Genomic DNA, 20,447 nt, shown 5'->3' on the forward strand with positions numbered 1-20,447 from the left:
GGCCCTCGCTTTGCGACGTCCCCGGCGGCGCCTCGCACGCTCCCCGCGAGGGCCGTCACCGGGCCGTGGGATAGGATGAGCGGCTGTGAGCCTTACTCTTGGAATTGTCGGTCTGCCCAACGTGGGTAAATCCACGCTCTTCAACGCCCTGACGCGTAACGACGTGTTGGCGGCGAACTACCCTTTTGCCACCATCGAGCCCAACGTGGGCGTGGTGGAGCTGCCCGATCCGCGACTGGCCAGGCTCGCGGAGATCTTTGGCTCCGAACGGATCTTGCCCGCCACCGTGTCGTTCGTCGACATCGCCGGCATCGTCAAGGGCGCGTCCGAGGGCGAGGGCATGGGCAACGCCTTTTTGGCCAACATTCGCGAGGCCGACGCCATCTGCCAGGTGGTGCGCGCCTTTTCGGACGACAACGTCATCCACGTCGACGGGCAGGTCGACCCGGCCAGCGATATCGCCGTGATCAACACCGAGCTGATCCTCGCAGACCTGCAGACGATTGAAAAGGCCCTGCCGCGCCTGGAAAAGGAGGCGCGCAAGGACAAGGAGGTCGCCGCCACCGTCGCGGAGGTGACAAAGGCGCAGGAAGTGCTCGAGAGGGACCGCACCCTGTTCGCCGCGGGCAAGGCGGGCGAGCTTGACCTGGCGCTTCTGCGCGATCTGCACCTCATGACGGCTAAACCCTTCCTTTACGTGTTCAACTCCGATGAGGAGGTGCTCACCAACGACGCGACAAAGGACGAGCTTCGCGCTCTCGTCGCACCCGCAGAGGCCGTGTTCCTCGACGCCCAGAGCGAGACGGACCTGCTCGAGCTGGACGAGGAGGATGCCGCGGAGCTGCTCGCTGCCGTGGGGCAGGAGGAGCCGGGCCTGAACACCCTGGCCAAGGCTGGTTTCGCAACCCTCGGCCTGCAGACCTACCTCACCGCGGGGCCCAAGGAGGCGCGCGCGTGGACGATCCGCCAGGGCGACACCGCGCCGAAGGCCGCCGGGGTGATCCACTCCGACTTCGAGAAGGGCTTCATCAAGGCCGAGATTGTCAGCTTCGACGACCTCGATGAGCTGGGCTCGATGGCCGAGGCCCGCGCCCACGGCAAGGTGCGCCAGGAGGGCAAGGACTACGTCATGGCGGACGGCGACGTGGTGGAGTTTAAGTTCAACGTGTAACGCGAGGCGTTAATGGCGTTTCGCGTTATTGGGGGGTAGGTTGAAGAGCGCTGTCTCTAACTCCGGTTTTCGTTCGGCCTCGGTTCATTCCGCTACCTCGTGTGAAGAATCTGCAAGCGGTATCGGGCCGTTGAACTATTAGGTTCACCTACAGTTCCCGTGCCTGCACGCATCGAGAAGGACCAGGTGGTGAACTCGAATGACTCGCCTGGTCCAACGTGTGTGCGCGCTCGGCGCGTGGTTTAACCCTTATAAGACTTGCCAGTCACAGCCTCAGCGTTTCGCTCGTGCGGCCCGCAGGCCGTTCAAGATCACGATGACTTCGGCGACTTCGTGTACCAACACGACGGCGGCCAGTCCCAGCACACCGCTGATCGCCAGTGGCATCAACACGATGATGATGGCCAGGGACAGGACGATGTTCTGGTTGATGATCCTGCTGCCTCGGCGGGCGTGCTGCAGCGCCTGCGGGATCAGCCGGAGGTCGTGGCCAGTGAAGGCGACGTCAGCGGACTCGATCGCGGCGTCAGAGCCGGTTGCTCCCATCGCAATGCCCACCGTTGCGCCCGCCAGTGCCGGCGCGTCGTTGATGCCGTCGCCGATCATCGCCGTCGGCGTCTTGGAGGAGAGTTCGGCGACGATGCTTGCCTTGTCCTCCGGTCGCAGCTCGGCGCGCACGTCGTCGATCCCGGCGATTTCAGCAAGCGCCCGGGCGGTGCGAGTGTTGTCGCCGGTGAGCATGCTCACTTCCACGTCGTTGTCGTGCAGGGACTGCACGGCTTCGGGAACCTCGGGCCGCAGCTCGTCGCGCACCCCGATCGCCCCGGCGAGAGCGTCATCGACGGTGACCAGGACGCAGGTCTGGCCTTCGGGCTCCATGCGCTCAACGTCCGCCTTCAGTGGCCCGGCGTCGATCCATCGGGGGCTGCCCACCAGCACCCGTCGGCCTTCGACGGTGCCGCCGATGCCATGACCGGCTTCCTCGCTGATATCCAAGGCTGTGGGCGCTTCGGGCTCCGCTGCCACGATCGCCGCGGCGAGGGGGTGCGTCGATTGCTGCTCAACCGCCGCCGCGAAGGAAAGCACCTGCGCCCGATCGAATCCGTCTGCCGGGACCACTCCGGTAACCTCGGGCTGGTTGCGGGTAAGGGTTCCGGTCTTGTCCACCGCTAGGTGACGGATGCCGCCGAGTCGCTCGAACGCCGCGCCGGACTTGATGACTACTCCGAACTGGCTGGCCGCGCCGATCGCGGCCACGACCGTCAGCGGCACGGAGATTGCCAGCGCGCACGGCGACGCTGCGACTAGGACCACCAGCGCACGGGTGATCCACGTCTCGGGGTCGCCCAGCAGTGAGCCGATTACGCCGACCAGCACCGCCAGGATCATCACCCCGGGCACTAGGGGTTGGGCAATTCGGTCGGCGATCCGGGCGCGGTCACCCTTCTCCGCCTGCGCCTGTTCGACGAGGTCGACGAGTGTGGTCAGCGAGTTGTCCGTTCCAGCTGCGGTCGTCTCGACCGCCAGCACACCGACGGAGTTGATCGCTCCCGCGGGTACCTCGTCACCGGGCGCAACCTCCTCCGGAATGGATTCTCCGGTGATCGCTGAGGTGTCAAGGCTGGAGCGTCCGGATCGAATGATGCCGTCCGTGGCGATTCGCTCCCCGGGGCGTACGACCATTAGCTCGCCAACCTCAAGGTCCTTCGCAGCGACCTCGGCCGTCGTACCGTCGCGCAGCACGGTCGCGGTTTGCGGTACCAGCTTCAACAGTGCCCGCAGTCCGCCTTGGGCCCGGTCCATCGCCTTGTCTTCAAGCGCCTCGGCGATCGAGTACAGGAACGCCAGTGCTGCGGCCTCTCCGACGAAACCAAGGATCACCGCGCCGACCGCGCTGATCGTCATAAGCAAGCCAATGCCGAGCTTGCGCTTCGTGACAAGGTTCCGGATCGCTCCAGGTGCGAACGTGTAAGCGCCCAACAGCAGGCCAAGCCAATACAGTACCGTTGCGGGCGTCTCCAAGTCGGACCAGTCTAGCGCTAGTCCTGTAATGAGGGCTACGCCGGAGAAGATCGGTAGCAGTAGCTCGGGGTCCTTCCACCATGGCCGATCGAGCTCTTCGATCTCCGTGGCGGGTTCGTGTTCGCATCCACATGCTGAACTCATGCGTCCGTTCTTTTCTCGCCGCAGCCGGGCACCGAGCACTCAGTGTCGAGGCAGGGGGCATTCTCGTCGACGGCCAGCGTCGCGTTGACCAGCGCTTCGAGCGCCGCCGCGAGGTGCGGATCGGCAATTTCGTAGCGGGCCTTACGGCCCTCCGGCTCAGCGACGACGATGCCGCAATCGCGTAGGCAGGACAGGTGGTTCGAGACCTTAGAGCGGGTCAGATCCAAGCTTTGCGAAATCTCGGCCGGGTAGCCCGGACCGTCGAGTAGGGTCATCAGGATTCGGGAGCGTGTCGGATCAGCCATGGCCCGGCCGAGCCGGTTCATGACGTCGAGGCGCGAATCGATAGTCAGCATGTGCTGAATAATACAACGTGCGCTGAACTATTCAACATGCACTGAACTGACAGTTGCGCGAAGGTCCTGCGACCTGCAGGAATTAGTCGATGGGATAGCAGATGACTGATCCTTTGTGGTTCGGCTGCCACCCAGCGCGGGAGCGACGTGGGCGGTGAGGTTCTCCAGAATCTTCACGTTGACGTCCACGCCATCCCGCAAAACCTTTACGTGTTTCCATGCGCCCATATGTTCTCTGTGTACTGACGTAATTACTGTTTTCTGATTGTTGCAGGCTAACGAGAAAGTAACTTTGCAACTACATACCGTGGAGTTCAAGTTCAACGTCTAACGGGCGTCGAAGCGCCCCGCGCCGCGATTCAAGGCGCCACGGTTTCGGGTTGGCGTCGAAAAGCGTGCGAAGGCGAGAGCGAACGGGCGCGGCTTTTCCGTCCCTCCCTTTTCCAAGCCGGATGATGGATAAACCCTACGGGGGTAACGTAGAGGGTGTCCATTTTCAGACTAAGGAAGGAAAAGCGACATGAAAGCTGTTCGTCTCTACGGAGCCAAGGACCTGCGCGTCGATGAGGTCGAGGAGCCCGGCGCCCCTGAGAAGGGCTGGGTCACCCTCGACGTCGGCTGGGCCGGCATCTGCGGCAGCGACCTCCACCTTTACCAGGACGGCCCGTCCTACCCGGTCACCCCGGACGAGGACAAGCCGCAGCCTGTGACCGGGGCTTCGCTTCCCGTCACCCTGGGCCACGAGTTTTCCGGCACCGTCACCGCTGTCGGCGAGGGCGTCGAAGACCTCAAGGAGGGCGACCGTGTCGCGGTTATGGCCGGCGTGTGGTGCGGCGAGTGCGTCGCGTGCAAGGCGGGCAAGACCAACCTTTGCCAGAAGGTGTGGGGCCTGGGCCTGTCCGGCTGGGGCGGCGGCCTGAGCGCGGCCGTGAACGTGCCGGCCCAAGTGGCCGTGCCGGTCGGCGATATGGAGCTGGAGCACGCGGCGATGATCGAGCCGCTGGCCGTGTCCACGCACGCGGTGCGCCTGGCCGGTGTCGAGGAGGGCGACGTCGTCGTCGTTGGCGGTGCCGGGCCGATCGGCGTCTTCGTTGCGGCGGTGGCGACCGCCCGCGGCGCCCGCGTCATCATCTCCGAACCTAACTCCGCGCGCCGCGATCTCGCCCTGAAGACGGGGGTGGCCGAGGTTGGCGTCAACCCGATGGAGGAGGACCTGCTTGAGGTGGTCAAGGAGAACAGCGACGGGCTGCTTGCCGACGTCGCCTTCGACTGCGCCGGTGTTATCCCGGTGATCCACGAGCTGGCGGGCACCCTTCACCCGGGCGGCCACCTGCAGCTCGTCGCCATTCCCGGCAAGCCGCTGGAATTCGACGTGCTCAAGGGCCTGCACCGGACCGAGATCGTCGTCCAGGGTGCCTACGGTTACACCCGCAGGGACTACGACGAGGCGATCGACGCCGTCCACTCCGGGCGCATCGACCTGGATCCGTACATCTCCGCGAAGATCGCGCCCGACGACGTCGTGGAGAAGGGCTTTGCGGCGCTGTTGGACAAGGAAGGCACGTCCGTCAAGATCCTGGTCGCCCCGGAGCGCTAGGACTACCGTGGCCGCTTGGCGGTGACCCAGACGTCGATCTCTGCGGTCACCGGCTCAACGCCCGCGTCATCGACGATCTGGCAGGTGAGGGTGACCAGCTGGCCGCCGGTCTCGCGGGTGATCTCTGCGAAGTCAGGGAAGTCCGCGGTGGCGGTGATTGTCAGACCGCCCGTGGATTTCGCGGGGTAGTCCGCCCGCATGCCGCGGGGGATCCAGCGGTGGGTGGGGGGCACCGTCGTCTCGCAGAGCAGTCCCATGGCCGCCTCTGCGCCGTTGAGCGCGGCGATGACGTGGAACGTGCCGATGTGGTTTTTCACGCCCCACCACTTGCCTAGGCGGATGACTACGCGCTGCCCGGGCACGACCTCACGCACCCGCGGAAGTACGGTGCGGAAATAGGGGGCCTTGAGCGAGTAGATGGTGGAGAACACGCCGCGTTTGAGGGGGGAAGTGCTCAACCTGTCCCACAGTGCGGCGATGCGGTTGTCGGCCTCGGGGGCCGCGGGGCGTGACTGAGTAGCGTGGGTCATACCCGGAAATAATAGTGATGCACGACGCGCCGCGGGCCGGTTAAGCGTAATTGCCTATCGGTCTCGCGGCGCGCTCGCGCGTTGTCGACGCCTAGTTGTCGCCGCGCTGGCTTTCGTCGACGCTCTCGGGTGCCTCCTCGCCGTAGCCGAGGTGGGACCCGGTATCCTGCGCCAGCTGGTCATCGTCACGATCCACCGGCTTGTTGGTGCTGTCCTTGGAGGAGTAGCCGGGCTTGGCGGGGTCGTTGTGCATGGCGTTCCTTTCTCTCGCTTGACGGTGCAGTGAGGTGCCCATGCTACGCCAGGTAGCGAAAGCGCAACCTAGCGCTCATACCGAATTCAACCGCCAGACACAAAGATGTGCTCTTATATACAGGTATTCTTTCGACTATCTGAAGGTTGCGTCATGCCACATCCCCGCGTTGCACGAACCGCCCTGGTTACCTCCGCAGCGATCGTTTTCTCCTGCACCCCCGCCGTTCACGCCGTGCCCGCGGATGCGTCAGCAGGCGGTCCCATCTACCGCGTGGCAACGGGGGTGGGGGCGGACGCAAGGAGCGTGAACTTCTCCTGGCGCTCGGACCATGCGGGCCCCGAGGTCGTGCGCGTCGCCCCGGTGAACGACCCCGCAGCGGTGCGCGAGGTCACGGCCCGCGAGGCAGACTTCGGCGCCATTGCGTACCGCTCGAGACATGCCGAGCTCGCGGGCCTCGACCCCGGGGTGACCTACAGCTACCAAATCGGCTCGGATGCGGGCGGGTGGAGCACGCCGGAATCCTTCACTATCGACGACGGCGATGGCAACTGGACGTTCCTCGCAGTGGCCGACGCGCAGATCGGCGTGGATGTCAAAATATCCGAACAGGCCGCCACGTGGCGCGAGACGCTGGACAGCGCCACCGCGGCCCACCCCGACTCTTCCCTCATCCTCAGCCTGGGGGACCAGGTGGAGGGCTGGGGCGATCTGATTGGCCCGCTCGGCCAGTACAACGCGTTCTTCTCGGCGCCTCAGTTGCGCCAATTCCGCACCGCAGCGCTCGAGGGCAACCACGAGGTGTTGCCCTTGCCCGTGGCGCGGCGGCACTTCAAGGAGCACTGGAACCTGCCCAACGAGCTGGACGATACCTCGCACTACTTCTTCGAACAGAACAACGCCCTGTTCATCGCTCTGAACTCCAACCGAAAGGACGACGCGGGCCTACACGAGCAAGCAGCCTTCGTGCGCGATACCGTGGCCGCTCACGGCGAGGGCAAGGACTGGATCATCGTGGCGAACCACTTCGCCTTCCACTCCCAGGGTGGGCGCTACACCTCCGACGACATCGTGCGGATGCGCGAGGTGCTCGGCCCGGTCTTCTCCGAGGTCGGGGTGGATGTGGTGCTGAACGGGCACGACCACATGCACAACCGCTCGCACCTCATCAACGGCGCGCAACCCAAGGTGCCGGAGCACTACGCCGCACCCGGGGACGTGCTGCACCCGGAGGAAGGTGACGTCCTCTACCTCACGCTGAACACCGCGGTTGGCGGGAAGTACTACGACTACCAGGGCAATGACGGCAAGACGTACCCGGACATGACGTTGGAGCAGTCGCGCGCACGCGGCCTGAACCACCCGACGATCGCGCTGTGGAACCAGGACCGCACGCCGGACTACTCCGTCGTCAACATCACGCCGACCACGCTGCAGGTCCGCAGCCTCAACGCGGCGGACGGCACGCTTGTCGACGACGTCACCCTGCTCCGGCAGGACACCCCGGCGCCCTCCGGGTCCGGCTCTGCCGGTTCTTCCAGCTCGACTGGCTCTTCGGTCGGAGCGATCGCCGGTATCGCCGTGGCCGTCGCGGCCCTGGGTGCCTTGGCCGGCCTCGCTCTCAACCTGCTGCGCTTCTAGGCGTCACAGCTCGCGCAGGTAGATATACATCTCGGAGCCCGAATCCGGGTCGCGGTTGGAGTACCCGTGGCGCTCGTAGAAGCGCCTGGCCCCGGAGTCTGCCGCGTCGACGTTGATGTGCAGCTCCAGGCAGCCGCGCCGGGCGAGCTCGGACTCGACGCGCTCGAGCAGGCGCGAGCCGATGCCGCGAGAGCGCAGCGCGGGGCGCACGTAGAGCTCGTCGAGGACAGCGACCGGCCCGTCCCAGTAGGGGGTGGGGCGTAGCGTGACGAGGGCGAAGCCCTCGTCCGGCGCGGCGAGCGCCGCAAAGGCGGCGTCGGAGGCGAGCAGGGCGGCGAAACGCCGCGAGAGAACCTCGTGGGCGGGGGTTGGGGTCCCGAATTCGGTGTTGAAATCGCGCAGGAGCGTGGCCAGCAGGGGGGGGCGTCGTGAAGCTGAGCGAGCCGGATCACGTGGGGTCCTTCCTGTCGTGGCGTGGCGTGCCGCCAAGCTGCGTGGCCCATTCGGCGCCTCGGAAAAGGGCGGGGCCTGCGTAGGTGAGCGGGCGGTCGGAGGCGGCGAGCACGATGTTGCCATAGGCGCGGCCGTCGAGCATGTCGGCGGTGCTGATCGCCCCCACGTGGGCGAAGACCTCGCGAAGCCCCGCCAGTTCCGCGCGCGTTTCGGGAAGCCCCGCCCGGTCCCCAACGTTCGCCGCGTACACGCCGCCCGGCGCGAGGGCGCGGTGAGCGGCGCGGTAAAACTCCACGGTGGTCAGGTGCCGGGGGGTGGCGGGACCCGAGAAGACGTCGCGCACGAGGACGTCGACGGAGCCAGGCGCAAGCGCGTGGGTGAAGGCGCGTGCCTCGGCGACGACGATCTCCACGTCCGGTTCGAAGGCCCAGCGCACGAGGCGGGCCAGCTCCGCGTCGATCTCCACCGCAACCGTGCGCGCGCCCCAGCGCTGGTGAACGTAGGAGGGCAGGCAGCAGGCGGCGGCGCCGAGGTGAACGGTGGTTGGGGGAGCGTCGATGAGCCCCGCGATCCACTGCATGTAGTCGAAGGTGAGGACCTCGGGAGCGCCGAGGACGACGTGGGAGCCGGGCACGTCGTTGACCTCGAGGGTGTAGGCGCCGTCGCGCGCCGGGTCGGCCACGATGCGCGCGGTGCCCGTCGAGGTGGGGTAGGTGCCCTCGATCCGCTTCCGCGGGTGACGCGGCTTGCGCTGCTGCATAAAAGACTATTGTTGTCTGACATGCCGACAGTGCGCCACGCTACCCCCGCAGACAAGCAGGCCGTCCTCGAGGTGTGGGACACCTCCGGGATCACCCAGCCCTGGAACGACCCGCCGCGCGACTTCGACCGCGCGCTCGCGAACGCGAGCAGCGCGGTCATCGTCGTCGAGGATGACAACGCCGAGGGTGCCATCCACGCAGCGAGCATTGCGGGGTACGACGGCCACCTGGGCTGGATCCACATGACCGGCGTGCGCCCCGGTGTGCAGGGCCGCGGAATCGGCCGCCTGCTTGCACAGGGGGCGAGGGAGTTTCTGCGGGAGCAGGGGGCGAGCAGCGCCTGCCTGATGATCGCCCCGGGCAACGACGCCGGTGTGGCGTTTTGGGAGCGCGTCGGCTTCCGCCGCCTCGACGCCCCGGTGTGGGGCACGTCGCTGGAGGCCTAGGAGCGCGTCAGTCCCCGTCGCCCCACGAGCGTGTCGGCGCGAAGAAGAGCGCCACGGCGGCGCCGGCGAGGATCACACCGGCCGGAACCCAGAGGGAGGCGGACATCGCTTGGGCGAAAGGCTCGTGCAGCGGCTCCGGGAGGGGGCCCGGCTGCGCCGGAGCGGCCGCCGCCCCCGGTCCCACGCGCGCGCCGAGCTGAGTGGACATGGCGGCGGCGATGGAGGCCGAGCCGACAACAGCCCCGACCTGGCGCACCGTGTTGTACACCGAGGATCCGGCCCCGGCCAGCCGCGGGTTGAGGTTGCGGGTGGCGATCATTGAAAGCGGCCCCCACATCATCGAATTGCCCAGGCCCGCCACGACGGAGACCGCGAGCATCCACACCGGGTTTATCTGCGGGTTAGCCAGAAGTGCCGTCAATGCCACCGACGTGCCGGTGAGCGCGAGCCCGGCCACAGCGAACGGCTTCGGCGGGTGGGTGTTGGTGAGCGAGCCGATCCACGGGGCCAAGAAACCGGAGACGATGCCGGAGGGCAGGATCAGCAGCGCGGCCTGGGTTGGTGACAGGCCCGGGACCGACTGGACGTAGATCATCCACGGGATCATCGCGGTTGACACGGTGAAACCGACGGTCGCGATCGTCACCGCGGCGAGCGAAAAGTTGCGGTCGGAGAAGAGCACGAGCGGCACGAGCGCGTCACGGCGGGTCCGCGCCTGCGTCCACAGGAACACGGCGACAAGCGCCAACCCGGCCCCGATGAGGCCGAACGCGCGCAGGTCCCAGTCGAGCCTCTCGCCCTCCTGGATGCCGAAGATGAGGCCGAACATGCCCACTGAGCTCAGGGCAACTCCCGGCCAATCGAAGTTGCGGGCGAAGCGCTCCAGGGCAGGCACGTGGATCCAGGCGAGGATAAGGCCCACGGCGCCGACGGGGACGTTGACAAAGAAGATCCACGGCCACCCGGCGGCGTCGACAAGCAGGCCCCCGAGGAGTGGGCCCGTGACGGTGGCCAGACCGGCGGTCGCGCCCCACACGCCCATCGCGCCGCCGCGCTCGTTCGGCGCGAAGGTGCGGATCATCACCGACATCGTCTGCGGCGTCACCATCGCCCCGCCCAAACCCTGGAAGGCGCGGGCAATAATGAGTGCCTCGACGGTCCCCGCCAGCCCGCAGGCCAGCGAGGACACGGTGAACACGGCGAGGCCCGCGAGGTAGAGCGAGCGCGGCCCGAAGCGGTCGCCGAGGCGCCCGGTGACCAAGAGCGGCACCGCGTAGGCCAGCAGGTAGGCGCTGTTGACCCAGATGACCTGGTTGTAGCCGGCGTCAAGGCCCGCCGTGATGGCGGGGATGGCCACGGAGACGATGGTGGAGTCCACCAGGATCATGAAGAACCCCGGCATCATGGACAGCAGGGCCGGCCACGGGGGAGTGCGCTGGGTGTCGGTCACCGACCGAACTTTACAGCGCGCCGGGTGGGGCGTCGATAAGCGTGCCCGGGGAGGCGGGCGCTTCGGTGACCTCGATGTCGCTCGCGTCCACTGTTGCCGGCCGCGCGAGGCCGAAGAAGGTGTCTAGGCCCGTGACGTTGAATTGCGTCGCGTTGTAGCGCGCGTTCGTGGCGGTGTTCCACTGCGAAACGACGATATCCATGTTGGCCAGGGTGGAGCCGGGCACGATGTAGCCGCCATAGGGCTGCGAGAAGTTCGCCGGGGTCTGCGGGTTGCGCCACGGGCCGTTTGTGGCCACGACGGCCACGGGGACGTCGTTCCAGTCGCGCGCGATTTCGGTGGAGGCGCGGACCTCTATCTGCAGCGTTTCCTCGTTGAACATCACCAGCACCCAGTAGCCGTCGATGTAACGCAGGTTCATCTCGCCGGCGCGCACGTTGTCAGACAGGATCGGGGTGGCCTGGGAGGACCACTGCCCGGTGGTGGGGTCGTAGAGCTGCCACGAGGTGCGGTCGCCGATCTGCTCAAGGCGAAAACGCGACAGATAAACGTCGTGCTTGCGCGTGAAGCTGGAAGAAACAACGTAGATGTAGCCGTCGCTGCCGCGCTCCCAGGAGATGAGGTTTCCCATCCCCTTCATATAGTCGGCGCTCGTGGTGCCCAGAGAGGACCACGTGGCCCCGTCGTCGATGGACTTCCAGATCTGGGTGTACAGGACGTTGCCGATCCCGCGGTTCCACATTCCCTGCAGGTAGAGGGTGCCGTCGATGTTGATCACATCGGAGGGGATCAACGTGAGGGTGTCGCCCTCTGAGCGGTCGTAGGGGATCAGCTGCTCCACGCGTCCCCCCGGGTTGAGCGGGCGCAGGATCTCGATGATGCCGTCGGCCAGCTGCGCGACGACGCCGACGGGGCTCAGCCACTCGCCGGCCCCCAGGGTCGCGCCGCGGAAGGAATCGCCGAAGATGAGGGCGAACTCGCCATTTTTGCGCAGCGGGGCCATGATGCCGAGGTCGCCGGAGCGAAAACCGACGTGGTCGGAGAAACCGCGCCCGAGCAGGTCCCCCATGATCCGAACGACAACACCGCCCGGCATCTCAACCGGCGTTCCGGGCTCTTTGGGCAGGGGGAAGGGGTCCGAGTTGTCCACCCGCCCGGAGCTGCCGAGCGTCGAGGACGACGCGGAGGACAGGGAGGACAGGGAGGACGCGGAGGACAGAGAGCTCTGGGCGCTGGCGAGCGGGGCGGTGACCAGGGTGAGCGCGGTGGCCCCGGCGGCGAGCACGGCAAGGGCGCGGGAGGGAAAATACATGGCAGCCTCGTGAATGTTAATTCGGGAAACACCGTGACTGTAGCACCCCAGAAGTGTTTGCGCTCCTAATCGACGAGCCGGTGGCGCCCCTCCACGACAGCACCCTCCGCCTGGCGCCGCAGCCGTACCTTCTCCACCTCGGTGAGGTAGTTGCCCGCCGATACGCTCCACGACCGCGTCGGGGTGAAATCGACGCTCGGCGCCGGGGGCGTGGATATGCGCCGGGCACCCTGGGCGTGAGAAACGTCGTCGGCGGCCTCCTCCCGCGCCACGGACACCGCCCACGTGCCGTCCGGAAACTCCGTCACCTCCGCGCCAGGGCGAGAGGCCCGGCGCGCGCCGAGGCCGGGTAAGGCTGCGGCCGCGGACGGGGAGGAAGCCCCTGTGTCAAGGTCGAGCCCGGCCATTCCCTCCAGGAAGTAGGCGCGGGCGGAAAAAGTGGCGCCGGAGCTGCTCTCAAGCGCCGGACCGATCACGCGGCTGTCTTCCTCCGGCACGTGGCCGAGGACGCGCGGGCCGAGGGTGGCCACGACCACCCCGTCAAGCACGCGCAGCCCGACGATCCACTGGCCCGGCGAGGCTTCGGCGATCTCCGCGGCTGAGTAGTCCCCTGAGGAGGCGTCCACAGGGACCATGTCGCCGGCGGGCAGCACCCGCGATCCTTGCGGGGCGTCGTTGCGCGGGACGGCCAGGGGGGCGGGTGGGAGGAACACGGTCGCCTCGAACAGCCCGGTGGTGCGGTCGAGGCGCACCCCGGCGAGCGTCTCGGGGAGAAGTCCTGCGGCGTGCACCGCCTGGACGTCCGGGAAGCGCCCCCGCTCGGCGGCCCCAACCTCGCCGAGTACGCCCCCGCGGTAGCGCACGCGCCACGCCCCGCTCAACGGGTCCGGCTGCAGGCTCACGGCGACGTAGCTCGTGCCGGTGACCGCGGCGAAATCCGAAAACAAAAATGCCTGGACGAGGTTATCCACCGGTAGTTCCTCGGCCGCGCCCCACGCGGACGGGGAGAGAACATAGTGCTGCGAGGTCATCGGTAGACTCCTTCGCTTGGGTGTTCTGGCGGGCGCGTACCCGAGTCATTGTAGGCAGAGCAGCGCAGGGCGCTGTCGGGCGGTATTGCAGGCGCCGAAAACCGAAAAACCCCGAGCCCTGTAGCTCGGGGTAGCCTCGCGGCAGCGAGCGCGATTAGACGCCGGAGGTTTCCTGCTCGTCGGCGTCGGCGTCCGCCTTCTGCTGGTGGAAGGTGCCCGGCTGGTGCTCCGGCGGGGCGTAGATGGAGTAGAGCTTGGCGGTCTCGTCGAACTCGTTGACGAAGTTGTGCCACTTGCCTGCCGGGACGAAGATCGCGTCGTCGTCCTCAACGACCTGGTCGACCTCGAGGTCGTTTTCGCTGCTGCCAATCTGGGCGCGCAGCTTGCCGGCCTCGAGGCGCAGGAACTGGTCGTGGCCGTCGTGGATCTCGGCGCCGATCTCGCCACCCGGCGGGATGGACATCACCGTGAGCTGGAGGTTCTTGCCGGTCCACAGGGTGTCGCGGAAGGCGTCGTTGTCGACGGTGGCCTTCTCCACGTCCATGACAAAGGGGCCGGGGCCGTGATCGGTGCGCAGTACGTCAGACATATCTGCTCCTTCTGTGGGGTTTTCGGGTGCACTTCCCACCATAGTGACTTTCGCCGCCACCGGCCGCGGCCCGAGCAGCGCCGTGCCCGGCAGCGAGGGCCTCAGCGGGCGGGGCTCAGCGGCGTCGCGCGGAGGCTACAAGCGAGACAATCCCGAAAACGACGAAGCCAACGATCAGGCCGGCCACGAGGGACACACCGGTGTCCACGAGCCAACCCGCAAAACCACCGCCGACGGCGCTGACACCGCGCTCGATGAGGTCGTGCGGCCAATGCCAGCCAAAGACCTCGTGGAACCCGCGGATGATGAGGTGCCCGCCGACCCACAACATGGCCACGGTGCCGACGACGCCGATCGCGGAGAGTACGTAGGGCATCCCCTTAACCAGGGCGCGGCCGAGCCCTGGGGCGCGCCCACGCCGGATCATGCCCTGGCCGATGTCGTCGATCTTGACAAGAAGCGCCACCGCGCCGTAGACGGCGACGGTAATGAGGATCGCCACGGCGATGAGGACCGCCGCCTCCATCGCCACGGGCTGGTCCTTGACCTCGTCGAGGGAGATGATCATGATCTCCGCGGAGAGAATGAGGTCGGTGGTGATGGCGCTTTTGACCAGCGCGTCCTCGTCCTCAGCCGTCTTGTTCACCGCGCGCCGCTCCTCCTCGTGCGCCGAAGAGGAGATCTTGTGGGCGATTTTTTCCGCGCCCTCGTAGCACAGGTACGCGCCGCCGAGCATGAGGAGTGGTACCAGCGCCCACGGCGCCACCGCGTTGAGCAGCAGCGCAAGTGGCAGGATGATGAGCAGCTTGTTGCGCAGCGAGCCCTTGGTGATGCGCCAAATCATCGGCAGCTCGCGGGCGGGGCTCACGCCGGCGACGTACTGGGGGGTGACGGCGGCGTCGTCAATGACCACGCCCGCCGCTTTCGTAGAGGTTTTCGCCGCCATTCCGGCGACGTCGTCGACAGAGGACGCTGCGCTGCGCGCGATAAGCGCGACGTCGTCAAGCAAGGCTAGGAGACCACCGGACATGGAGGCGCCTTTCGGTCGGGGGTGGGACACCCGGGAGGAATAGCGCCTAACTTTAGCGCGTCGCGAGCGAGATGCTTGTCGACGTCTTCTCCGGCGCGCCGGAACCGCTCCATGCCGCCTGACACGCGCACGCGGGGGTGGAGCTACCCCCGCCACGGCGCCCGTTTAGCCTGCACGAAAAGACTTTGTGGCCAGAAAGTTAACAAAAAATGTCCGGTTTGCTGAGTGTGTGTGGTGAAATGTGTGAAGCCTATTCTGTGTGGTCCGCCACACTGATGGTTGTTTCCCGACTAAACCACCGCGCTGTACCGCGCGAGAAGTAAAGGAGGAGCTGTGCGCTTTACCAAGGCAGCAGCAGTAATCGCGGCTAGCGGCCTGACACTCGGCCTTGCCGCCTGTGGCGATTCCGGTTCGGACGACGCGCAAGGAGGCGAGGGCAGCGAGGGCGGCGAAGGCGGCGGCACCAACTACGTCACGGCCTATGGCACCGAGCCGCAAAACCCCCTTGTCCCGGGCAATACCAACGAAAACGGCGGCGGGCGCATCGTCGACATGATCTACGCCGGGCTGAAGTACTACGACAGCGAGGGTGTGTCCCACAACGATCTCGCGGAGTCGATCGAGCTCGAGGGGGACAAGACCTACCGCGTCACCCTGCGCGAGGACGCGCGGTGGTCCGATGGCACCCAAGTCACGGCCGATCACTTCGTGGACGCGTGGAACTACACCATGAAGGAAGCCCTGCTGGCAGCGTCCTTCTACGCGCCGATTCTCGGCTTCGAAGAGGGTAAGGAAGCGATGGAGGGTCTGCAGGTTGTCGACGAGCGGACCTTCACCATTGAGCTCGAGCAGCCGGAGGCTGACTTCCCCGAGCAGCTCGGCTACTCCGCCTTCTTCCCGTTGCACCCCTCCGCCTACGATGACCTCGCCGCCTACGGCGAGAACCCGGTGAGCAACGGCCCCTACACGCTTGCCGAGTGGAACCACAACCAGGACGCCACCATCGTTCCCAACGAGGAATACAACGGCGACCGGCAGCCGCAGAACGACGGCATCACCTTCGTCTTCTACGCCCAGCAGGACGCCGCCTACGCAGACCTTTTGGCCGGAAACCTCGACGTGCTGGACGCCATCCCGGACTCCGCGTTTGCCACCTTCGAAGACGAGTTGGGAGAGCGTGCCGTCAACCAGCCGGCAGCGATCTTCCAGTCCTTCACCATCCCGGAAAACCTTGAGCACTTCTCTGGCGAAGAGGGGCAGCTGCGCCGGCAGGCGATCTCGCGCGCGATCGACCGCGAGCAGATCACCGAGACGATCTTCGAGGGCACCCGCACGCCCGCCACCGACTTCACCTCCCCGGTCATCCCGGGCCACTCGGACAGCCTGAACGGCGCCGAGGTGCTCGAGTATGACCCGGAGGAGGCGAAGCGCCTCTGGGAGGAGGCGGACGCGATCGCGCCGTTCACCGGCCAGTTCTCCATCTCCTACAACGCCGATGGCGGACACCAGGCGTGGGTGGACGCGGTGGCGAACTCGATCCGCAACACCCTCGAGATCGACGCTGTGGGCAACCCGTACCCGGACTTCAAGTCGCTGCGCGACGACGTGACCGGCCGCACCATCGAGGGCGCGTTCCGCACCGGCTGGCAGGCCGACTTCCCGCTGCTGGGTAACTTCCTCGCGCCGCTGTACGCCACCGGCGCTGGCTCCAACGACGGCGACTACTCCAACCCCGAGTTCGATGCTCTGCTGAATGAGGCCGCCGGCGCGGCCAGCGCGGAGGAGGCGAACCCGACGTACAACCAGGCGCAGGAGATCCTGCTCCAGGACCTGCCGGCCGTTCCGCTGTGGTACTCGAATGTCACCGGCGGTTACTCCGAGCTGGTGGATAACGTCACCTTTAGCTGGCAGTCCCTGCCGGTCTACTACGAGATCACGAAGAACTAGCTTCGTGGCCTGCTAGAGCCCGTTCACCCCTCCGGCCCGCCGGCGGGGTGTTTGGCGTTCACCCACTTTCACTCCCCTCACGCTCATTCAGGTATAAGGAGAGCCCGCAAACATGTTGCGTTATATCGGGCGACGGCTGCTCCAGATGATCCCGGTGTTCTTCGGTGCCACGCTGCTTCTGTACGCGCTGGTGTTCCTCATGCCGGGCGACCCCGTTGCCGCCCTCGGCGGCGACCGCGGTCTGTCGGACGCGGCGCGCGCACGCATCGAGGCCGAATACAACCTCGACAAGCCTTTCATTGTCCAGTACTTGCTCTATATCAAGGGCATCTTCACCGGCGATTTCGGAACGACCTTCTCCGGCCAGCCGGTCTCCTCCGTCATGGCGAACGCTTTCCCTGTGACGGTCAAACTCGCGGTCATGGCTCTCGCTTTCGAGGCTGTCTTCGGAATCATCTTCGGCGTCATCGCCGGTGTGCGCCGCGGCGGCATCTTCGACTCGACCATCCTGGTTGCCTCCCTCGTGGTCATCGCCGTTCCATCCTTCGTCATCGGCTTCGTGCTGCAGTACGTCGTGGGTGTGAAGTGGGGCCTTCTGCCGGTGACGGTGGGCCGCAACGAAACCTTCGAGGCTCTGCTCATGCCGGCTATCGTGCTCGGCGCGCTCTCGTGCGCCTACGTGGTCCGGCTGACCAGGCAGTCGGTGAGCGAGAACCTGCGCGCGGACTACGTGCGCACTGCCCGGGCGAAGGGCCTGGGCGGGGGCCAGGTGATGACGCGCCACGTGCTGCGCAACTCGCTTATCCCCGTGGTCACGTTCCTCGGTGCGGACCTCGGCGCCCTGATGGGCGGCGCGATTGTCACCGAAGGCATCTTCGGTATCAACGGCGTAGGCGGCACGATTTACCAGGCGATCATCAAGGGCGAGCCGGCGACCGTTGTGTCGTTTACCACCGTGCTCGTCATCGTCTATATCGTGGCCAACCTCATCGTCGACCTCCTCTACGCCGTTCTCGACCCAAGGATCCGCTATGTCTGACACCACTCCCGCATCGCTTCACGACGTCGACGCCCGCCGTGGCCAGCAGTACTTCATCGCGGACTCGGACGAGGTCGGCCTGGGCGCCGTCGACGCCGTCCCTGATTCGTCTGCTCCGCTGAGCCAGTGGGGCGAGGCGTGGCGCTACCTGCGCCGACGTCCCCTGTTTTGGGTTTCCGCCGTCCTCATCTTCTTCGCTCTAGCGCTCGCCATCGCGCCGGGTCTGTTTACCAGTGTGGACCCGCGAGCTTGCGACTTGTCCAACTCCCTCGACAGCCCGCGCAGCGGCCACCCCTTCGGCTTCGACCGGCAGGGCTGCGATATCTACTCGCGCACCGTGTACGGCGCGCGCGCCTCGGTGACGGTGGGCGTGCTCACGACGCTGCTGGTCACTCTCGTCGGCGGGCTCGTGGGGGCGATTGCCGGCTTCTACGGAGGCCTGTGGGATACGATTCTGTCGCGCTTGACCGACATTTTCTTCGCGGTGCCGCTGGTGCTCGCCGCGATTGTGGTGATGTCCGTCTTCCGGAATGACCGCTCGGTGTGGATGGTGGTGTTCGCCCTGTCCCTGTTCGGCTGGACCCAGATCGCTCGCATTACCCGCGGCGCCGTCCTCGCGGTGAAAAACGACGAGTTCGTCACCGCCGCGCGCGCACTCGGGGCCTCGGACGTGCGCATTATCGGCTCGCACATTATCCCGAACGCGGCGGCGCCGATCATCGTCTACGCCACCGTGGCGCTGGGAACGTTCATCGTCGCCGAGGCGACGCTGTCGTTTTTGGGCATCGGCCTGCCGTCCACCGTCGTGTCCTGGGGCGGCGACATTTCCGCCGCTCAGGCTTCGCTGCGCACCCAGCCGATGGTGCTGTTCTATCCAGCAATTGCTCTGGCCCTGACGGTGCTGAGCTTCATCATGATGGGCGACGCGGTGCGCGACGCCCTCGACCCGAAGGCACGGACGCGATGAGTGAGAAAGTGTTGAACGAAGAGCCCCTGCTCGAGATCGAGGACCTGAAGATCACCTTCGAGTCCACCACAGGAACCGTCGAGGCCGTGCGCGACTTCGACCTCACCGTTTACCCCGGCCAGTCCGTCGCCATCGTCGGCGAATCCGGCTCCGGCAAGTCGACGGCCGCGATGTCCATCCTCGGGCTTTTGCCCGGCACCGGGAAAGTCACCCACGGTTCGATCAAGCTCGAGGGCGAAGAACTTACGGCCCTGAGCGAGAAGGAGTGGCGTGATATTCGCGGCAGCAGGATCGGGCTGGTGCCGCAGGATCCGATGAGCAACCTGAACCCGGTGTGGCGCGTTGGCACGCAGGTGGAGGAGGCGCTGCGCGCGAATAACGTCGTGGAGGGCTCGCAGCGCCACGAGCGCGTGATGCAGGTGCTGGAGGAGGCGGGGCTGCCGGATGCGGAGCGCCGCGCGAAACAGTTCCCCCACGAGTTCTCCGGCGGTATGCGCCAGCGCGCGCTCATCGCCATCGGGTTGGCGGCGCGCCCGAAGCTGCTCATCGCCGACGAGCCGACGTCCGCGCTCGACGTGACGGTGCAGAAGAAGATCCTGGACCACCTCGACGGGCTCACCGAGGAACTGGGAACCGCACTGCTGTTCATCACCCACGACCTTGGGCTGGCAGCCGAGCGCGCTGATTTCCTCGTGGTCATGCACCGCGGGCGCATCGTGGAAAAGGGCCCGAGCCTGAAAATCCTGCGCCACCCGCGCCACCCGTACACCCAACGCCTCGTGAAGGCGGCGCCCTCGCTGGCCTCGGCGCGCATCCAGTCGGCGAAGGCGAAAGGGTTGCACACCTCCGAGGCTCTCGCCCACGAGGCCTCCGGCTCTGAGGTGGTCGTGGGTGTGAAGAACCTGGTCAAGGAGTTCGACGTGCGCGGCCAGCGCGGCGCCAAAAAGACCCTGCGCGCGGTTGATGACGTCACATTCGACCTGCGCCGCGGATCGACGCTGGCCCTCGTGGGGGAGTCCGGCTCGGGTAAATCCACGGTGGCGAACATGGTGCTCTCGCTGCTCGAGCCCACCAGCGGCCGTGTTGAGTTCGAGGGCCGCGACGTCTCCTCGCTGAAGGGCCGCGAGCTTTTTGACATGCGCCGCAAGATGCAGGTGGTGTTCCAGAACCCCTACGGCTCCCTCGACCCGATGTACTCCATTTACCGCTGCATCGAGGAGCCGCTGACTCTGCATAAGGTGGGCAACCGCAAGCAGCGCGAGGAGCGCGTCGCGGAGCTTTTGGACATGGTCCAGATGCCGCGCTCGGCCATGCGCCGCTACCCGAACGAGCTCTCCGGCGGGCAGCGCCAGCGCATCGCCATTGCCCGCGCGATGGCGCTGCGCCCGGAGGTCATCGTCCTCGACGAGGCTGTCTCGGCGCTCGACGTGCTGGTGCAGAACCAGATCCTCACCCTGCTGACCGGGCTGCAGGAGGAACTGAAGTTGTCCTACCTGTTCATCACCCACGACCTCGCCGTCGTGCGCCAGACCGCGGACGACATCGTGGTCATGCGCCAGGGCCAAGTCGTGGAGCAGGGCTCGGCCGATGCGGTCTTCGGCGCGCCCCAGCACGAGTACACGAAGAACCTGATCAACTCGGTGCCCGGTCTCAACATAGAGCTCGGCACGGGAGAGGAGCTGGGTATCGACTTGGGTTAGCGCCGCCC

The 20,447-nt window shown here is 66.5% G+C and carries 19 protein-coding genes; 8 read left to right on the forward strand and 11 right to left on the reverse strand.

Annotation, left to right across the window (positions count from 1 at the left end; translation table 11 throughout):
• Window positions 1-85 precede the first annotated feature (85 nt).
• On the forward strand, window positions 86-1,171 hold the full coding sequence (ychF, locus tag CAURIS_RS04090; RefSeq protein ID WP_290342949.1) for a redox-regulated ATPase YchF: 1,086 nt from the start codon (window positions 86-88) through the stop codon (window positions 1,169-1,171).
• Window positions 1,172-1,444: 273 nt separating this feature from the next.
• On the opposite strand, the gene CAURIS_RS04095 is transcribed toward ychF, so the two are convergent.
• Both CAURIS_RS04095 and cmtR read right to left on the reverse strand, forming a co-directional pair.
• Window positions 1,445-3,337 carry a heavy metal translocating P-type ATPase gene (locus CAURIS_RS04095; protein ID WP_290342950.1) on the reverse strand — a complete coding sequence of 631 codons (1,893 nt, stop codon included), beginning with the start codon at window positions 3,335-3,337 and terminating at the stop codon, window positions 1,445-1,447.
• Window positions 3,334-3,693, reverse strand: a complete 360-nt coding sequence (gene cmtR, locus CAURIS_RS04100; protein WP_290342951.1) for a Cd(II)/Pb(II)-sensing metalloregulatory transcriptional regulator CmtR — start codon at window positions 3,691-3,693, stop codon at window positions 3,334-3,336. The genes CAURIS_RS04095 and cmtR overlap by 4 nt, the downstream gene beginning before the upstream one ends.
• Window positions 3,694-4,213: 520 nt before the next feature.
• On the opposite strand from cmtR, the gene CAURIS_RS04105 reads away from it, so the two are divergent.
• On the forward strand, window positions 4,214-5,290 hold the full coding sequence (locus CAURIS_RS04105; protein WP_290342952.1) for an alcohol dehydrogenase catalytic domain-containing protein: 1,077 nt from the start codon (window positions 4,214-4,216) through the stop codon (window positions 5,288-5,290).
• Window positions 5,291-5,292: 2 nt separating this feature from the next.
• Here the strand turns inward: CAURIS_RS04105 and CAURIS_RS04110 are convergent, their stop codons facing one another.
• Window positions 5,293-5,820: a hotdog fold domain-containing protein gene (locus CAURIS_RS04110; protein WP_290342953.1), complete on the reverse strand. Its 528-nt coding sequence runs from the start codon at window positions 5,818-5,820 to the stop codon at window positions 5,293-5,295.
• A 91-nt stretch (window positions 5,821-5,911) separates the two neighbouring features.
• The gene (locus tag CAURIS_RS04115; protein WP_290342954.1) at window positions 5,912-6,073 is read right to left on the reverse strand and encodes a hypothetical protein; all 162 of its coding nucleotides are present in this window, start codon (window positions 6,071-6,073) and stop codon (window positions 5,912-5,914) included.
• Window positions 6,074-6,226: 153 nt separating this feature from the next.
• Between CAURIS_RS04115 and CAURIS_RS04120 the strand changes: the two genes are divergently transcribed.
• Complete coding sequence (locus CAURIS_RS04120; RefSeq protein WP_290342955.1) at window positions 6,227-7,714, forward strand: purple acid phosphatase family protein; 1,488 nt, start codon at window positions 6,227-6,229, stop codon at window positions 7,712-7,714.
• 3 nt (window positions 7,715-7,717) lie between these two features.
• On the opposite strand, the gene CAURIS_RS04125 is transcribed toward CAURIS_RS04120, so the two are convergent.
• Window positions 7,718-8,131 (reverse strand): GNAT family N-acetyltransferase, encoded by a 414-nt coding sequence (locus tag CAURIS_RS04125; RefSeq protein ID WP_290343304.1) that lies wholly within the window; start codon window positions 8,129-8,131, stop codon window positions 7,718-7,720.
• 31 nt (window positions 8,132-8,162) lie between these two features.
• Window positions 8,163-8,927: a spermidine synthase gene (locus CAURIS_RS04130; RefSeq protein ID WP_290342956.1), complete on the reverse strand. Its 765-nt coding sequence runs from the start codon at window positions 8,925-8,927 to the stop codon at window positions 8,163-8,165.
• A 21-nt stretch (window positions 8,928-8,948) separates the two neighbouring features.
• Between CAURIS_RS04130 and CAURIS_RS04135 the strand changes: the two genes are divergently transcribed.
• Entirely contained in the window at window positions 8,949-9,374 is a 426-nt protein-coding gene (locus CAURIS_RS04135) for a GNAT family N-acetyltransferase (RefSeq protein ID WP_290342957.1), read from the forward strand.
• Between the two features lie 7 nt (window positions 9,375-9,381).
• Here CAURIS_RS04135 and CAURIS_RS04140 read toward each other — a convergent pair whose 3' ends face one another.
• The 5 genes from CAURIS_RS04140 to CAURIS_RS04160 all read right to left on the reverse strand — a co-directional run bounded on the left by CAURIS_RS04140 (window position 9,382) and on the right by CAURIS_RS04160 (window position 14,786).
• Entirely contained in the window at window positions 9,382-10,824 is a 1,443-nt protein-coding gene (locus CAURIS_RS04140) for a DHA2 family efflux MFS transporter permease subunit (RefSeq protein ID WP_290342958.1), read from the reverse strand.
• A gap of 10 nt (window positions 10,825-10,834) precedes the next feature.
• Window positions 10,835-12,136 (reverse strand): DUF4185 domain-containing protein, encoded by a 1,302-nt coding sequence (locus CAURIS_RS04145; protein ID WP_290342959.1) that lies wholly within the window; start codon window positions 12,134-12,136, stop codon window positions 10,835-10,837.
• Between the two features lie 65 nt (window positions 12,137-12,201).
• Complete coding sequence (locus CAURIS_RS04150) at window positions 12,202-13,167, reverse strand: hypothetical protein (protein ID WP_290342960.1); 966 nt, start codon at window positions 13,165-13,167, stop codon at window positions 12,202-12,204.
• A 154-nt stretch (window positions 13,168-13,321) separates the two neighbouring features.
• Complete coding sequence (locus CAURIS_RS04155) at window positions 13,322-13,756, reverse strand: cupin domain-containing protein (protein ID WP_290342961.1); 435 nt, start codon at window positions 13,754-13,756, stop codon at window positions 13,322-13,324.
• Window positions 13,757-13,871: 115 nt separating this feature from the next.
• Window positions 13,872-14,786 (reverse strand): DUF808 domain-containing protein, encoded by a 915-nt coding sequence (locus CAURIS_RS04160; RefSeq protein ID WP_290342962.1) that lies wholly within the window; start codon window positions 14,784-14,786, stop codon window positions 13,872-13,874.
• A gap of 333 nt (window positions 14,787-15,119) precedes the next feature.
• Between CAURIS_RS04160 and CAURIS_RS04165 the strand changes: the two genes are divergently transcribed.
• The 4 genes from CAURIS_RS04165 (at window position 15,120) to CAURIS_RS04180 (ending at window position 20,439) form a co-directional block, all read left to right on the forward strand.
• On the forward strand, window positions 15,120-16,733 hold the full coding sequence (locus CAURIS_RS04165) for a peptide ABC transporter substrate-binding protein (RefSeq protein WP_290342963.1): 1,614 nt from the start codon (window positions 15,120-15,122) through the stop codon (window positions 16,731-16,733).
• 112 nt (window positions 16,734-16,845) lie between these two features.
• Window positions 16,846-17,772, forward strand: a complete 927-nt coding sequence (locus tag CAURIS_RS04170) for an ABC transporter permease (protein ID WP_290342964.1) — start codon at window positions 16,846-16,848, stop codon at window positions 17,770-17,772.
• A complete protein-coding gene (locus CAURIS_RS04175; RefSeq protein ID WP_290342965.1) occupies window positions 17,765-18,739 on the forward strand; it encodes an ABC transporter permease in 975 nt (324 codons plus the stop codon). The genes CAURIS_RS04170 and CAURIS_RS04175 overlap by 8 nt, the downstream gene beginning before the upstream one ends.
• The gene (locus tag CAURIS_RS04180; RefSeq protein ID WP_290342966.1) at window positions 18,736-20,439 is read left to right on the forward strand and encodes a dipeptide ABC transporter ATP-binding protein; all 1,704 of its coding nucleotides are present in this window, start codon (window positions 18,736-18,738) and stop codon (window positions 20,437-20,439) included. The genes CAURIS_RS04175 and CAURIS_RS04180 overlap by 4 nt, the downstream gene beginning before the upstream one ends.
• Window positions 20,440-20,447: the final 8 nt, after the last annotated feature.

This window comes from Corynebacterium auris, from assembly GCF_030408575.1.
GTDB classification, from domain to species: domain Bacteria; phylum Actinomycetota; class Actinomycetes; order Mycobacteriales; family Mycobacteriaceae; genus Corynebacterium; species Corynebacterium auris.

What these genes read in the sequence shown, in the direction of transcription:
- cmtR (WP_290342951.1), bottom strand. Translation starts at nt 3,693, where the DNA reads ATGCTGACTATCGATTCGCGCCTCGACGTCATGAACCGGCTCGGCCGG.
- CAURIS_RS04135 (WP_290342957.1), top strand. Translation starts at nt 8,949, where the DNA reads ATGCCGACAGTGCGCCACGCTACCCCCGCAGACAAGCAGGCCGTCCTC.
- CAURIS_RS04160 (WP_290342962.1), bottom strand. Translation starts at nt 14,786, where the DNA reads ATGTCCGGTGGTCTCCTAGCCTTGCTTGACGACGTCGCGCTTATCGCG.
- CAURIS_RS04150 (WP_290342960.1), bottom strand. Translation starts at nt 13,167, where the DNA reads ATGACCTCGCAGCACTATGTTCTCTCCCCGTCCGCGTGGGGCGCGGCC.
- CAURIS_RS04095 (WP_290342950.1), bottom strand. Translation starts at nt 3,337, where the DNA reads ATGAGTTCAGCATGTGGATGCGAACACGAACCCGCCACGGAGATCGAA.
- CAURIS_RS04180 (WP_290342966.1), top strand. Translation starts at nt 18,736, where the DNA reads ATGAGTGAGAAAGTGTTGAACGAAGAGCCCCTGCTCGAGATCGAGGAC.
- CAURIS_RS04170 (WP_290342964.1), top strand. Translation starts at nt 16,846, where the DNA reads ATGTTGCGTTATATCGGGCGACGGCTGCTCCAGATGATCCCGGTGTTC.
- CAURIS_RS04105 (WP_290342952.1), top strand. Translation starts at nt 4,214, where the DNA reads ATGAAAGCTGTTCGTCTCTACGGAGCCAAGGACCTGCGCGTCGATGAG.
- CAURIS_RS04145 (WP_290342959.1), bottom strand. Translation starts at nt 12,136, where the DNA reads ATGTATTTTCCCTCCCGCGCCCTTGCCGTGCTCGCCGCCGGGGCCACC.
- CAURIS_RS04175 (WP_290342965.1), top strand. Translation starts at nt 17,765, where the DNA reads ATGTCTGACACCACTCCCGCATCGCTTCACGACGTCGACGCCCGCCGT.
- CAURIS_RS04115 (WP_290342954.1), bottom strand. Translation starts at nt 6,073, where the DNA reads ATGCACAACGACCCCGCCAAGCCCGGCTACTCCTCCAAGGACAGCACC.
- CAURIS_RS04130 (WP_290342956.1), bottom strand. Translation starts at nt 8,927, where the DNA reads ATGCAGCAGCGCAAGCCGCGTCACCCGCGGAAGCGGATCGAGGGCACC.
- CAURIS_RS04155 (WP_290342961.1), bottom strand. Translation starts at nt 13,756, where the DNA reads ATGTCTGACGTACTGCGCACCGATCACGGCCCCGGCCCCTTTGTCATG.
- CAURIS_RS04120 (WP_290342955.1), top strand. Translation starts at nt 6,227, where the DNA reads ATGCCACATCCCCGCGTTGCACGAACCGCCCTGGTTACCTCCGCAGCG.
- CAURIS_RS04110 (WP_290342953.1), bottom strand. Translation starts at nt 5,820, where the DNA reads ATGACCCACGCTACTCAGTCACGCCCCGCGGCCCCCGAGGCCGACAAC.